This is a genomic window from Streptosporangium album (genome assembly GCF_014203795.1).
Taxonomy (GTDB): Bacteria; Actinomycetota; Actinomycetes; order Streptosporangiales; family Streptosporangiaceae; genus Streptosporangium; species Streptosporangium album.
Window position 1 is genome coordinate 99,477 of sequence record NZ_JACHJU010000008.1, and the last position, 13,615, is coordinate 113,091.

Sequence of the window (13,615 nt, forward strand, 5' to 3'; positions counted from 1 at the left end):
CTACCTGGCGGCGGTAAGCAAGACCCGCTTACGGAGGAGCGGTAGACCGGCACGGCCGAACATCTGCCGTTTGATCATTTTGATGTGGTTGACGCGGCCCTCGACGGGCCCGGAGTTCCAGCGCGTGGTCAGGCCGTTGGTGACGGCGTCCAGGTCGGCCTCGAGGCCGCCTGCGAAGGACGTGAGACCGGGCAGGTCATCGGCGCGGACGGCGGCGATCCAGGTCTGGAGATTGTGGCCGCGCAGTTCGGTGAGCATCTCGCCGAAGAGCCGGATGTGGCCGGCGGCGGCCCGCAGTTCGGGACAGTGTTCCAGGATCGGCTTGAGCCCTGTTTTGTCGTCCTCGGTCAGGCTCTCGGGGTGTCGGGTCAGCCAGCCGGTGACCTGCCGGACGGTGGGTGAAGGCGCGGCGATCAGGGCAGATTCGACACGGGCATGATGCTCGTCGAGGTAGTCACGCACGGTGGAGTAGCTGCCGTGGAAGCCGAGCGCGGTGATCTCGCGGTGGAGCTGTTTGGCGTTGGTGCAGCCGGCGTCCCAGCGCTGGTGGAGGTGGGGTTTGAACGGGTCGAGCTTGCTGGGACGAACGCCCTTCCATTTTCCGTCGACCAACTCCTGCCAGGTCACGGCGCGGGCATATCGCTGGACAGTGTGACGGCTCCACCCGAGCCGGCGAGCGATGCCACGCATGCCGTGGCCTTGTTCGATCAGGTCGTGGACCAGGGCGTGATGGCGGCGGGCCCGTTCGGCGAACCTCCCGGTGAGCTCCGCCTCCGGCGGATCCGAAGGAGGGGAGATCGGGATCTGCTCTGGGGGCTCGGGTTCGGGGGTGCGCAGGCAGTCTCGGTGCCGGGCCACGCAACGTTCGACGGCTTTGCCGAGGTTCTGCCAAAGGTGGAACCTGTCCGCGACCTGCGCCGCGTCCGGCGCCCCGGTGCGGGCGCCGTCGGCATAGGAGCCGGATCGGTCCCGGCAGATGATCTCGACACCGGGATGTTCGGCCAGCCAGTCCGCGAGAGGCTGGGCGTCCCTGCCCGGCAGCAGGTCCAGCGGTGCCCCGGTCTCGCAGTCGATCAACACGGTTCCGTAGATGTGGCCGCGCCGCAACGCGAAGTCGTCGACCCCGAGCACCCGTGGCGTCGTCACGACCGGGTCGGGCAATGCCATGACCAGCCGCAACATCGTCGACCGGCTCACGATCGCCCGCAGCCCGCATGCGAGGCGGGCACCAGCCCGTCCGGCCAGCGCGACCGCGATCTTCTCCAGCATCGACCTCAGCAGCGGCGTCCGCCGCCCGTATCGGATGGTGAGGCCCGCGACCTGCTCGGCGAATGTCCGCCGTTGGCAGGCCGTGTTGCCGCAGATCAGACGCCGCACCGACAGCACGATCTCCATCCGGCGATCGCCCATGGCCATGTCAGCCAGATGACGCTGGTATCGGCTGTGCACCTTCTCTGACAGGAACCCGCAGTCCGGGCACGGCATCGCCCCGGCCCTGGTCCGAGCCAGGATCTGTACGAGGGCGGTGGACTCAACGAGGCGTTCGAGCTCCACTCCGGCGAGGTGAGGGAGGAGGACGCCCAAATAATGATCTTCGCACCCGGAGCATCCTCGTCCATCGGGGCCAGGCTACGGATCAGTATCCATCACGAAATGTGGGCCAGATCCCGTTTCAAGTCGTCATAACCAGGGGAGCAATCGCGGGACGCGCACCACGTTCGTGGTGTGCGCGCGGCGAGGTGGAAAGGACAGTTGCACCGCTACCGCGTCCTGGTCGCCGGCCGCGTATGAGGCGGCCAGGAGCGCCTGGTCGACCTCGCCGAGCAGAGGGGCGAATCGTCCGGCCATGCTCGTGTAGAAGCGGGGTGCGGCGGTGACCTGCAGCTCGAACGCGCCGGCGTCGATCGCCACGGTGGAGGTGGCGTGCACCGCGATGCCGAGCTCGATGCGCTGCGGCGGCACGATGTCGGCGTGCTCGCCCACGGTCAACGCCTCGATGTCGGCCCCGGTCAGGTTGATGTCGGTGCCGTCGCGGGTGGCTTGCTGGATCAGCGCGAGGAGGATGGCGTCGCGTTCGGTCAGCATCCGCCATGCGGTCCGGGCGCGTGGCGCGCCGAGGTAGCCGCCGGGGTAGCCGAGCCCGGAGTCAGCGACCAACTCCCGCACCGGCACCAGGGCGCCGGGCCCGTAGCGGGTACGGAAACGGGCGTGGTAGTCGAGCCAGGCCGCCGTACCGAAGGGCTGGGTACTCAGGCGCAGCAGGACGCTCGCGGCGCGCGTAGCTTCCTCCAGCACCCGCTCGGGTACGGTGATTCGCCCGTTCAGCCGTACGTCAACGGCCAGCACGTGCCCGATACCGGGGGCAAGCCCGGTCATCTGCGTGGCGGCCGATGCCCGGATCTCCGCGGTCTGCGGGCCGCTGGTGTTGTGGCGGGCCAGTTGTTCGCTGATTGCATCCAATTGCTCCAGTACCGTCGCGGTGTCGGGCAGGTCCTTGGCCCCAGCGGCGCGCAGCGCACCGATCAGGTAGGTCAGAGGGTCAGCGGCCGTCGCCGGCGGGCACAGGCTCGTGATCAGGATGTGCTGGTCGACCAGATCGTGCAGCAGGTCACGGATCTTGTCCGGTGAGGCGGCCGGGAAAGAGCCGGCCAGTTGGTCGGCCAGCGCGTCGAACCGTATCGGCGAGGCGGCTGCGGCCAGCGCGGCCTGCACGGGCCGGGTGTGGCGTACGGAGATCTCTCGCAGCGGCCCGGGGGTTCGGGCGCCGACCTGTGCCCGCTCGGCCACGATGAAGCGTCCGTCGCGCACGATCCCGGCGCTGTCGGCCACCACCATCAGGTGCGGGCGTAGCCCTGGGTGTGATTCGAGTTGGTCGACCAGCATCAGCAGCCATTCGGCGTCCGCGCGCAACAGCGCGCGGTGCCCGGTGCCGATCTTCGCCGCTGCCGGTCCGATGGCGGCGGCGGTGACCCCGGCGAACATCCCGAAGGGTGTGGGCCGTCGCTGCCAGCGCATCAGGTAGGAGGCCGCGGACAAGATGGCGCGGCGCACATCCTTGGCGGGGGCCGGTTCGGTGCCGGGAGTGAGGAGCTGGTCGATGCGTGTGGCCAGGGCTGGGCTGGCCATCTGCAGCGCCTCGCGTACGTCACCGCGAGACCAGATTGTCGCCAGCCATGTGCGGCCTTCGGCCTGGATCGCGGCCGGGTCGGATATGTCCAGGTGTGTCGGCAACTCCAGGTCGCCGGGGTCTGTCGTGGCGCGCACCAGGACCAGGCCGGTGTGCTGGTAGCGCGGGGGTACGGTCATGCGATCCGCCTCCAATGGCAGGTCATGAACCGCGCCGCCAGCGCCCAAGGGTTTGGGCGCCGGCGGCAGGAGGGGTTAGGACGGGTCGTTGGTGCTGGTGCTGCACGCGGATCCGCTGCAGGTGCTGCCGCACCCGTCGCCGGTGCTACACATCATGGTCGCGAGCGGCGTGGTGGTCTCCACCACGCGCATGTCCAGCGCGAACTCGTCATCGGGCAGGGACAGGGTCTTGTCGAGGTCCAGGGCCCCGGGGGTCAGCAGGGACATCGGGTCACACTCCTTAATTGGGGGGGGTGGGTGTGGTGCGTCCTGATCTGCGAGTCGTTCAGCTCGTCGCAGGCCAGGAGATCGTGACCAGACCGTGGGTCTTGGCGAGGACCGCCGCACGGTCGGGTATCTGCGGGGTGGTGCCGGTCGGCCAGAAGGCGATCGTGGGGGCCGGGCCGCTCCGTGCGCGGCGGTCCCACGCCTGGATCTGTTCGACCATCGCGGTCGCGGCGTCCTCTCCGTGCGCTCCGTAGGCGCGCGCCCCGAATTCGACTCCGGCGCCTATCCGGCGCACCGCCAAATAGGCGAAGGAGTCGCCGCGCACGGCCGCGTAGGGGAACCACGTGCCCCGCTCGCGGGCCAGTTCGGTTCCCTCCTCGGCGGCGACCCTGCAGAATCCGGGCAGGAAACCGGCGAACCACAGGTGCAGGTCGGCGAACGAGACCCCGTTCTGGATCGTGATGCCGGACCACACCTCGGTGCGGCCGGTCGCCAGCGCAGCGTCGAGCAGGCTCGGGTTGTCTGGTGCCCCGTCGTCGAACTGCAGCTCGATGTGGTGGCCATCGGCGTCGGGGAGCCGGAAGATCCGGTCGGTGTGCTGCCCGTCGCCCTGCATCGCGACGAACCCGCATACCTCGGCGGAGGTGCTCACCAGGTGGTCCGCCTCGACCTGGAACGCGATCGAGCGGGTGACGCCGTTCATGCGCAGTGGCACGACGATCACGCCGTTCTTGGCCAGCTGGTTCAGCCAGGTCGGCGGGATGTCCCACGCGCCGACCGTCACGATGATCGCATCGAACAGTCCGAGGTTAGGCACACCGTGCTCGGCGTCGGCCAGGATGACCCTGACCCGGTTGCCGTACCCGGTGGCCTCCAGTGCGGCGCTGGCCCGGTCGGTCACGTCTTGGTCGATATCTTCTCTGTTAGATGTACGTGTCTTGGTGTATCTGAGAGGTATGTGACTGCGTGGGCTGGAAGGTTTATTGGGTGCCGGTTCGGCGCCTGGTAGTGCCGGAGCGTGTGCCGGTGCTGGCGGGCTGGGAGGACCTGGCGGAGCGGGAGGAGCGCACGGGGATCCACCCCGGAGATCCGATCATGCTGTCGCCGGATTGCCGGATCGATGAGCTGCTGAGCTTGTTTTTCTGCCGTTCCGCTTTCGCGCGGCTGGCGATGGGGACGAAGCGGAGTTACACCGATGATTACCGCCTGTTCTTCGACTTCCTGTGGGGCCGCGGAAAAGCATGGTCGGAGGCGACCGCGGATGACCTGTGGGACTTCGAGGACTGGAGGACCCGGTCTCCCCGCAACCCGGGCAGGGTCGGCGGGGCCCGCTGGAACCGGGGCCTGGCGGCGCTCACGCACCTGTACCGGTGGGCGGTCCGGCACGGCTATGTCGCGACGAACCCGATCGAGATGCGCGAACGGCTGGGCCAGTACGGGGAGGTGACCGAGACGCCGGCAGCGCAGGCGAAGAACGCCAGGGCGAGCAACGTGCACTGGATGACGCCGCGGATGTTCCGGCTCTGGGCAAATGTCGGCCTGCGCGGGCACACTGCGGAGGGCCTGGTCGCCGAGGGATGGACCGGGCGGCTGGAGGACCGCAACACGGCCTTCGCCGACCTGCTTTTCTGCTCCGGGCTGCGACTGGGCGAAGGGGCTTCGCTCCTCACGGTCGAGCTGCCGGCCACCGCGCTGGACGGCGGGAAGTTCTATCCGGCCCGGCTGGGGCGGGCGGTCACCAAGTCCAAGAAGGCCCGGACGTTCTACGTCTCGGCCCGGGTACTGGTCCAGATCGAAAGCTACCTGCAGGCGGGGCGGGCTGCCGCTATCCGGCGTGCGCAGGCCCGTGACCTTTACGGCACCCTGCCCGGCCTGAAGATCGTCACCAAGGTGACCGGCCACAGCAGGAAGGTGCTGCACTGGCACGACCAGCACGGGGCAGAAGGCCGTACCCCGCTGACCGACGCGGCCGCCGAGGAGCGGATGACCTTGTTCGCCCCGGGGCCGGCGGGACCAGAGCCGATGTGGGTCTGGCTGACCGAGGCCGGCCTGCCCTTCAGGCCCGCATCCTGGGAGAACGTCTTCCGGGGTGCGAGCCGCCGCTGCCGGGACGTCCTGGGCGGGGTGATGAGCGAGCCGCCGTTCGCGACCCCGCACTCGGCCCGGCACTCTTTCGCCCTCTACATGCTCGTGGTCCTGCACCATGTCATGGACCAGCGGCTGGGCCTGACCCCGGAGGAACGACGTGACTACCGACTGCTCTACGGCGATCCCTGGCGTATGGTCCAGGACCTTCTGGGCCACTCGGAGATCACCACGACGCGCGACCGCTACCTCGCTCCCGTCGCTGACCTGCAGCTGCGCTCGCTGCTGTCCGATCCTGATCCTGACCAGCCGGATGCCGCGGAGCGTTCCGATGACCGGGTGACATCGCTGCTGGCCCGGCTGGCCCGGGAGAGCGAGGGAATCCAGGACTTCCATGACGCGGTGATCTCGTCGTGAGCACCCGGGGGCGCCGGGCCGCCCAGCCGGCGGGGACGCATCGCCGGCCGGTCCCTCTTTCTCCTGGCGAGCTGGTGGTCGAGCACCGTGACCGGCAGGGCCTGGCCCGCAGCTACGACTTCGCGACGCTGCAGGCGGCTCCGGCGATGCAGCGGTCATGGGCGGTGCTGTTCGCGGATGCCTGCGCTTCGGGAGGGGGCTGGGATTCCCGGTCGACAAGCTCGGACAATTTCAAGAGGCTCGCCCGGTTCGCGTCGTTCTTGGCCGGGCAGGAAGAGCCGCCCGGGGATGTCGGCGAGCTGGCGCCTTCGCACTGGACAGCCTGGAAGGTCAGCCGCCCGGCGACGACCTACGGGTATGCCGACGTCACCAAGGTCGCCGCGTTCCTGCGCAAGGACCCCCGGCTGCGGCCAGACACCCGCGCCGCGATGGCCAAGCGCATCGCGGTGGCCAAGCCCCGGGAAGCCGCCTTCACCGAGGCTGAGTTCCTGGAGGCCAGGACGGCGGCCAGGAGGATGTTCCGCTCCGCGCACCGGCGGATCGCGGAGAACTCACAGGTGCTGGCAGCCTGGCGGGCCGGCACCCTGGAGCCGGGGTCCGGCCAGTGGCTGCTCGGAGAGGCCCTCGACGTACTCGCCCGGACGGGCGAGGTTCCCCTGGCCGCCGCCGGCAAGATGGTCTACCGCTACCGACGGCCGCTGGGCGGTGGGAGCATCCGGGCGGCCCGGGAGCGGCTGTTCCTGAACAAGACGGAGGTAGCGTCGCTCGCGGTGCTGCTGACAGCGGAGTTCGGGCTGAACGCGACCACCGTCAGCGAGATGCCCGCCCCGCGGGCGACTCCCGACTCCGGTGAGGGAGGCGCCCCTACATACCGGCTTGAGCTGGAAAAACGCCGTCGCGGCAGCGGCCGCCATTTCGAGACGCGCAACATCACCGACCTCGGTCCCGGCACTCCCGGGCGGCTCATCACGCAGGCTCTTGAGGCGACCGCCCTGGCGCGGTCCTTCGTCAGCGCCGCGGGCGGCCCGGACCGGCTGCTTACCTGGCGGCGGGGGCGGCTCCCGCATGCCGGGATCGAGACCATGGAACCCCTGGCCGGGCCGTTCGGGCTCGGGCTGGCCTCCCACTCCTATAAGGAATGGGCCGGCAAGGCACAGTTCGCCGGGGCCCCGATGCGGCGGATGCGCAAAACCGTCAACGTCCTGCACCGCCGCGAAGCCGGCCAGAACTCCCAGGACACGCACGACCGCGCCTACGTGGTGAACGAACCCCGGGCGCAGCAGGCCGCGGTCGCGGTGATCGCCCAGGGGGCGGCGGACGCGGCTGACGCAGCCCGCCGCACCGTCGTCGCGAAGCTCGCCGAGACCCGGCGCGCGGACGACCAGGAGACGGCCACAGCCGACTGCGGCGGCTTTCACAGCAGCCCGTTCAGTCCCGGCGGCATGGCCTGCGGCGCTTCGTTCCTGCTCTGCCTCGCCTGCCCCAACGCCCGGGTCACCCCGGCGCACCATCCCCGGCTGGCCGTCCTGCACCAGGCGCTGGACTCCCTCAATGGCATCCTCGACCCCGGCACCTGGGAGGAGGACTGGGGCGATTCCCACGCCCGGCTCGCCGACCTCCGCCAGCGGCTGGGCGAGCCGGCCTGGCAGGCCGCCGCCGGCAAGGCCACCGCGAGCGACCGCGACATCATCAACGACCTGCTGAACGGAAACTACGACCTATGACCACCCTGGCCGACACCCGGCCGTCCTGGCCCGGCCCCGACACCCCGGTGATCAGCCCCGGCCGAGTCCAGGACCATACCCGGTGCAACGCCCGCTACAGCGACCCGGCCTGGCCCCTGGGCCCGCTCTCAGGCAACCCGAGTGCCGCCAAGAACACCATTCACTGGATGGGGTTCCCGGCCGCCTTCCGCGACGAGCTGCGGTATCTCACCTGGCTGCTGATCAACGAGTCCGTCCCCGACACGTTCCTGCTCCGCCAGGCCGGGTCCTTCCGGGCCAGGCTCGGTGCCGCGGCCATCTACGGCACCGCCCTGGTCTGGAAGGACTTCGCCCGCTGGCTGGGCGAACGCGGCCGCACCTCGTTGGGCGCCTGCACGGAGCGGGACTACCGCGACTACACGGCCCGGATGAGCCGGCAGGGAGACAGCCGCGACAAGGCCGTGCTGAGGCTCAACGCCCTGAGCCGGCTCTGGGTGTTCGACTTCGCCGCCGAGTACACGCTTGGCATCGCCGAACCGCCCTGGCACCAGGAGGGCGCCGACGATTTCCTGCCTGCCGCGACTCCCCGGGGAGAGAACGCCACCGACCCGATCACCCCGGCCACAATGGGGCCGCTGCTCACCTGGGCCCTGCGGATGACCGAAGAGCATGCGCAGGACATCCTCACGGCCTGGGAACTCAAGCGCAGCATGGCCGCACGGGCCGCTTCCGCCGTCGCGACGCCAGCCACGAGGGTCTCTCTTCTCGCCTACCTGGCCGATATCGCCGAGCACGGCCGCCCGCTGCCGTCCGTGTCAAGGAAAGGCGGCACGGAAGTCGCCGTCACCTACGTCAGCGCCCTCACCGGCGCTTCGCCGGGCCAGGTCTACGCCGTGACGAAGGAACCCCGCTGGCGTGACTACCTGCTTCGCCACCCCGGCTCCTGCCCGCTGCCGATGACGATCACCGCGACGATCGACGGCAGCCCCTGGACGAGCGCCATCGACTTCGCCGACACCGCCACCTTGATGAAGCACCTGGTCGCCGCCCTGTTCATCGTGCTGAGCTACCTCACGGGAATGCGTCCGGGAGAGGTTCTCGGGCTGCGCGTCGGCTGCTGCCCCGATCCGGAATCCGGCCGTCACCTGATCCACGGGCACGTTTTCAAGACCGCCCGCGACGAGGACGGCAACCACCTGTCCCAGGGGCAGCTCCGGGAAGTCCCGTGGGTCGCGATCCCGCCAGTCGTGAACGCCATCCGGGTCCTGGAGCAGATTACGCCCGACGGCCTGCTCTTCGCCTCGGCAGCCCACGACTTCAACGCCCGCCGCAACCACGTGGGGACGCCGTCGGCACCGGTCATGGGCCGCAGGATCGAGCACTTCGTCACCTGGGCCAACGCCCTGGCGGCTGACCATGACCGCCTCCACGAGATCATCCCCGACGATCCGCACGGGGCCCTGGGAACCGCGCGCTTCAGGCGGATTCTCTCCGCTTAGTTGTGGTGTTGCGATTCGGGTTGCATGGGCTGGTGGGGGCGGGTTTCTGGCTTGCCGAGGACTGTGTTGTGTTTCTATGGTCAGCCTCCATGATCTTGAATTTCTTCTCGTCTCGGGGCTGGGAGTCCTGGGACATCGAGCGTCGGCCGTTGATCCCCGAGCGGATGCCGGTGTTGATCGATGACGACCTTGCCTTCGAGGCCGGGCCCGGGGCACCTCGGCCTGCGACGGTGGTGAACGGGTGGCTTCGGGAGTTGCCCGCCAGCGGGTGTCCGGCATCGAGCTCGTGGGAGAGCTACGCGCGGGCGGTCAAGGCGTGGATGGAGTTCCTGGCCGAGCACGGCGTCGCCTTGTTCGACTCTCGGGTCCAGTTGAAGTACGCGCTCGGCAAGTACGCGGAGTACCGGGCGGCAGGGCCGGTAAAGGAACGGTTCGCGGCGACCACGTGGGGTCAGCACATGAGTGTGCTGTCGCTGTTCTACCGGTGGGCGATCGCGGAGGGCTATGCGGAGGCCGAACCGTTCACCTACCGGACGGCGCGGGCGCTGTTCGCGGGGACGGGCCGGGAGGTGCGGGTGAACCTGGCGGTGCGCCGGACACCCAAGCCCCACGTGACGATCAAGTATCTGGAGCCAGACTTCACGCAGCTGTTTCTCAACGGTCTGCGCGGGCTGGCACCTGACGGGACCGAAGACCGCTACCGGGGCCGTGAGCTGGCCCGCAACGCAGCGGTCGGCGAGCTCGCTCTGGCCACCGGGCTGCGCCTGCAGGAATTCTCCTACCTGCTGGCCTATGAGATCCCGGCGCTGCCAGCCAAGCCGACCGAGGTGCCGATCCCGTTCCCGGTGCCGTCCGGGGCGACCAAGGGCCGAAAGTTCCGCACCACCTGGATCTCTTATGCGGCTCTGGCCGCAGTGCATCAGTACCTGGAGCTGGACAGGCCGGCGACCACGGACGGGACGGCCTGGCTGCCGCCACCGCGGTGGGGTGAGCCGCTGCTGGTGACCGAACCCGATGAGAGAGGCGGGCGGATCAGCTGCCGGTGGGAGACGCTCACTCCCTCTGAACGGCGTCGGCTGGTCGGCCCAGACGGCGGGTCGTGTGTGCTGGCGGTGAAGAACGGGGGCGGTCCGTTCACCGCCTGGGCGTCGGTGTTCGAGCGGACCTCGGATCGGATCCGGACGCGTTTCGAGCCACGGTTCCCCCACGTCCATCCGCACCGGCTGCGCCATTCCTTTTCGATGCGAACCCTGGAATACCTGGTCAACGGGCATTACCGTCAGGCGGCCCGGCTGGTGAGAGCAACCAACTTCGGCACTGGCCCAGACGCTGCGTTGGCGTTCTACCTGTCCAAAGCCGACCCGCTGCTGGTGTTGCGGGACCTCCTCGGCCACGCATCCGTGTTGACCACGGAAAAGTACCTGCGGCGCCTCGACACCACGAGGATCTTCCGTGAGGCCTATGAACAGGCCGGGATCGCCGACGGGCTGCTCGCTGACGCGGACGCTGAGCGCGAGGCGGACACGGAGTTCGCTGGCGATGCGGCTGGGGTGAGCTGATGCCCGCCACGGTCCTGCAGGACCCGTTGGGAATCTGGTGCGTGTTCAGCGACGGCAGCACCGCACGGTTCGACCTGGCGGGGCTGCCCTGCCCCGAGCTGGTCGGTGATCTTCTGGCGGGGCTGGCCGAGCTGGTCCATCCCCATGGCAGCATCGACGCTGCTGGCTCGGTCGACCTGTGTCTTCCGCCGATCCGCAACCTTGTGAAAGGGCTTGCGTCGTCGGGGTTCACCGGCGGCGCCGCGCAGCTACGGCGCGGGATGCTGACCGAGTACTGGATGGCCACCCGGGTGTTCCGCTGGGAGGGGTTCCTCCGACGGATGCTGAAGGGGTTCGACTCGGTGACCGGCCGACTTGATCCCGGAGTCCGGGAGTTGCTGGCCGGCCGTGCCTACAGCCCAGCCCCGCACCGGCAGCCCCTGCCGCCGTATTCAGAGACCGAATGGGAGCTGCTCACCAGGACCTGCACGGAGATCGTCGATGAGTCCTACGCCGAGCATCGGCAGGCGCTAACCGCCTCCGACCACGGGAAGGCCCCGACGGTCGAGGACTGGAGCAGCGACAACCTGGCGTGGTTGCTGGCCAGGCTCGGACCCGTCGGAACGCCCGGGGTCGCTGAGCACCTGGGCTGCTCACTCAACGCGGTGCAAAAACGCGGCGGTGTTCCCGCGGCGAGTGCCCGGTTGTTCCCGCACTTGAGTGAGGTCATCGCCTATCGGCTGTTGTTCGGCATCTACTCCGGGATCGTGCCCGATGGCATCGATGACCTGGTGGTCGATGACATCGACTGGGCCGGGGACACCACCATCTTGTTGTCCTACGTCAAGGGCCGGACCGCTGCCGAGAGCCTCAACCTGCCGAAAAGAGCGGTACGGCTGCTGGAGCAGTGGTTGGCCCACTCCTCGTTGCTGCGCAGCCACGCCGATCCGCAAGTCGCAGGTCAGCTGTGGTTGTGGCTCACCCGGCCGGGCACGTCGGCGGTGCTGAGTGAGATCGTTCCAACTTGAAGTTGCTGGTCAGGGGCCTGGTGTGATCCGTTGAGGGCATGCTCTGGCTGGTGGTGGGTACTGATCATGGTGGGTGATCATCGGTCAGCGGGTGTGTTCGGTGATGGCCAGGACCATCAGCGCGCGGAGCAGCTTGGTGACGTGGATGGCGTCCAGGCGGAGCTTGGTGAGGATGCGCCAGGCCTTCAACGTGGCGAAGCCGTGCTCGACGGGGGCGCGTTCGGCGCTGATGAGCCGGTTGACCTGCTTTTGCGCGGGGGTGAGGGGCCTGCCGCGGGTGGCTTTGCGGCCGGTGATGATGACCGGATTGTCGTCATCGTCGTCCAGGCCGACGAAGCCGAGGTCGGCGATAGCGCCCAGCCCGGCCTCGCGCAGGCGGGCGGTGAGGCGGTTGTGCCGGGCGGTGGTGATCTCCGATGCGCGACCAGGCCGGACGGCGGAGACCCACAGCAGGTTGCCGCGGGTGTCGGTGAGCGCCACCACGAGCAGCCCGTGGGCCTTGTGCTTGCCCGAGTAGTTCCTGCGGTTGTCGGCTCCGGTGCGGCGGCGGGTGCGGATCAGGGTGCCATCCAGCAGGACGACCTCACCACCGGCTTTGGCGATCTTCTTCAGGGCGCGGTCCAGGCGGGGTGCGCGGGCGGCGAGCAGTTCGACGGTCTCCAGCATCCAGCGTCGCACGGTGGAGGCCGAGACGTTGTTGGCGCCGGCCATGTCGGCCAGGCGCTGGTCATGGCGTAAGACGGCCAGCACGATGGTGGCGATCTTCCCGGCGGGCAGTTTCCGCCAGCGCGAGCCGATGGTCTTGAGATGAGCGCGCAGCAGGTCGGCCAGGAAGGTGAGGGTTTGGGTGGACAGCGGCAGCATGCAGGAGTAGACAGGCGAGGGCGTGTCTTCGGCGGACGTCGAAGCCTTCGACGTTGTCGATGTCGTGGTTTTGGTTGTGGTCACACGCCGCCAGGCCCCCGCCGGGGACACGCTCGGGATGTTTCACCCGGGCAGGGCCTGGCCAGGGGCTGCGGGAAGCGGCAGTGGGCGCAGTGGGCCGCCCGAGGTCAGGGGGCGAACGCGCCGCTGGGGGTCTTGCGCAGCCAGCCCCGCTCGGCCAGCCGGTTCAGCTTGGCCCGCACGCCTTCGACCTGCCCCGATTCGGTGGAAAGGCTGAGCTGGGCGCAGATCGCCTTGCAGATGAGGGGGCCGTCGGCGGCGCGTACCGCGGCCAGTAGCGCCTGGTAGTCGGCGGGCAGCTCATCAGTGCCGGCAGCGTGGTGACGGTGCGGGATCAGCAAACCGCCGGGCACGGGCACGGACGCGGGTACGGGTACGGGTATGGGGCGCAGCTCTATCCCCTGGGAGGCCTGCTCTGCTGCCTGGGCTGGGGTGAGCATCACCTGGTAGAACGGCGTCGGCTCACCGCCGGGCTCGCCGGGTGCGTTGAGCTGCTCGGCGGGATCGTCGGCGAGGAGTTCCTTGACCACCTGCTCGGCCACACGCAGCCGGTCCATCTCGTCTTCGGTCTCGGCCAGTTGCTCGCGCAACCGATCGGCGTGCGTGCCCAGCGCGACCAGGCGCATGGTGATGCGCTCCAGCAGCGGTGACGACATGGCTTCCCCCGGCCGACAAGACAACGATTACCTGGCGAGATCACCAGGACACGGACGATAACGACCCCAGGCCGGGCAGCGCAGACGAAAGCCGGAAGATCCACATTTGCCCCCGGCGGACGATCGAGACCCATGATCCCAGCCGTCTACCAGGAGAGAGCACACTCAACA

11 protein-coding genes are annotated in these 13,615 nt (G+C 69.1%); 5 read left to right on the forward strand and 6 right to left on the reverse strand.

Annotation, left to right across the window (positions count from 1 at the left end; all coding sequences use genetic code 11):
- From FHR32_RS41935 to fxlM, 4 genes are all read right to left on the reverse strand, one after another.
- On the reverse strand, positions 1-1,554 hold the full coding sequence (locus tag FHR32_RS41935) for an ISL3 family transposase (protein WP_221465387.1): 1,554 nt from the start codon (positions 1,552-1,554) through the stop codon (positions 1-3).
- A gap of 126 nt (positions 1,555-1,680) precedes the next feature.
- On the reverse strand, positions 1,681-3,306 hold the full coding sequence (locus FHR32_RS41940; protein ID WP_184760140.1) for a lantibiotic dehydratase family protein: 1,626 nt from the start codon (positions 3,304-3,306) through the stop codon (positions 1,681-1,683).
- A 75-nt stretch (positions 3,307-3,381) separates the two neighbouring features.
- A complete protein-coding gene (locus FHR32_RS41945; protein WP_184760141.1) occupies positions 3,382-3,573 on the reverse strand; it encodes an FxLD family lanthipeptide in 192 nt (63 codons plus the stop codon).
- A gap of 58 nt (positions 3,574-3,631) precedes the next feature.
- Positions 3,632-4,531, reverse strand: a complete 900-nt coding sequence (fxlM, locus tag FHR32_RS41950) for a methyltransferase, FxLD system (protein ID WP_184760173.1) — start codon at positions 4,529-4,531, stop codon at positions 3,632-3,634.
- Positions 4,532-4,560: 29 nt separating this feature from the next.
- Here fxlM and FHR32_RS41955 point away from each other — a divergent pair, with 29 nt between their 5' ends.
- From FHR32_RS41955 to FHR32_RS41975, 5 genes are all read left to right on the forward strand, one after another.
- The gene (locus FHR32_RS41955; protein WP_221466947.1) at positions 4,561-6,075 is read left to right on the forward strand and encodes a tyrosine-type recombinase/integrase; all 1,515 of its coding nucleotides are present in this window, start codon (positions 4,561-4,563) and stop codon (positions 6,073-6,075) included.
- Entirely contained in the window at positions 6,072-7,799 is a 1,728-nt protein-coding gene (locus FHR32_RS41960; RefSeq protein ID WP_184760142.1) for a serine/threonine-protein kinase, read from the forward strand. Before FHR32_RS41955 ends, FHR32_RS41960 begins: the two co-directional genes overlap by 4 nt.
- Positions 7,796-9,277, forward strand: coding sequence for a site-specific integrase (locus FHR32_RS41965; protein ID WP_184760143.1), 1,482 nt, complete (start codon positions 7,796-7,798; stop codon positions 9,275-9,277). Before FHR32_RS41960 ends, FHR32_RS41965 begins: the two co-directional genes overlap by 4 nt.
- Positions 9,278-9,366: 89 nt before the next feature.
- Positions 9,367-10,836: a tyrosine-type recombinase/integrase gene (locus FHR32_RS41970; protein WP_184760144.1), complete on the forward strand. Its 1,470-nt coding sequence runs from the start codon at positions 9,367-9,369 to the stop codon at positions 10,834-10,836.
- Positions 10,836-11,843, forward strand: a complete 1,008-nt coding sequence (locus FHR32_RS41975) for a hypothetical protein (RefSeq protein WP_184760145.1) — start codon at positions 10,836-10,838, stop codon at positions 11,841-11,843. Before FHR32_RS41970 ends, FHR32_RS41975 begins: the two co-directional genes overlap by 1 nt.
- An 84-nt stretch (positions 11,844-11,927) precedes the next feature.
- On the opposite strand, the gene FHR32_RS41980 is transcribed toward FHR32_RS41975, so the two are convergent.
- On the reverse strand, positions 11,928-12,707 hold the full coding sequence (locus tag FHR32_RS41980) for a transposase family protein (protein WP_184753075.1): 780 nt from the start codon (positions 12,705-12,707) through the stop codon (positions 11,928-11,930).
- A 188-nt stretch (positions 12,708-12,895) separates the two neighbouring features.
- The gene (locus FHR32_RS41985) at positions 12,896-13,444 is read right to left on the reverse strand and encodes a hypothetical protein (RefSeq protein ID WP_184753076.1); all 549 of its coding nucleotides are present in this window, start codon (positions 13,442-13,444) and stop codon (positions 12,896-12,898) included.
- Positions 13,445-13,615 lie beyond the last annotated feature (171 nt).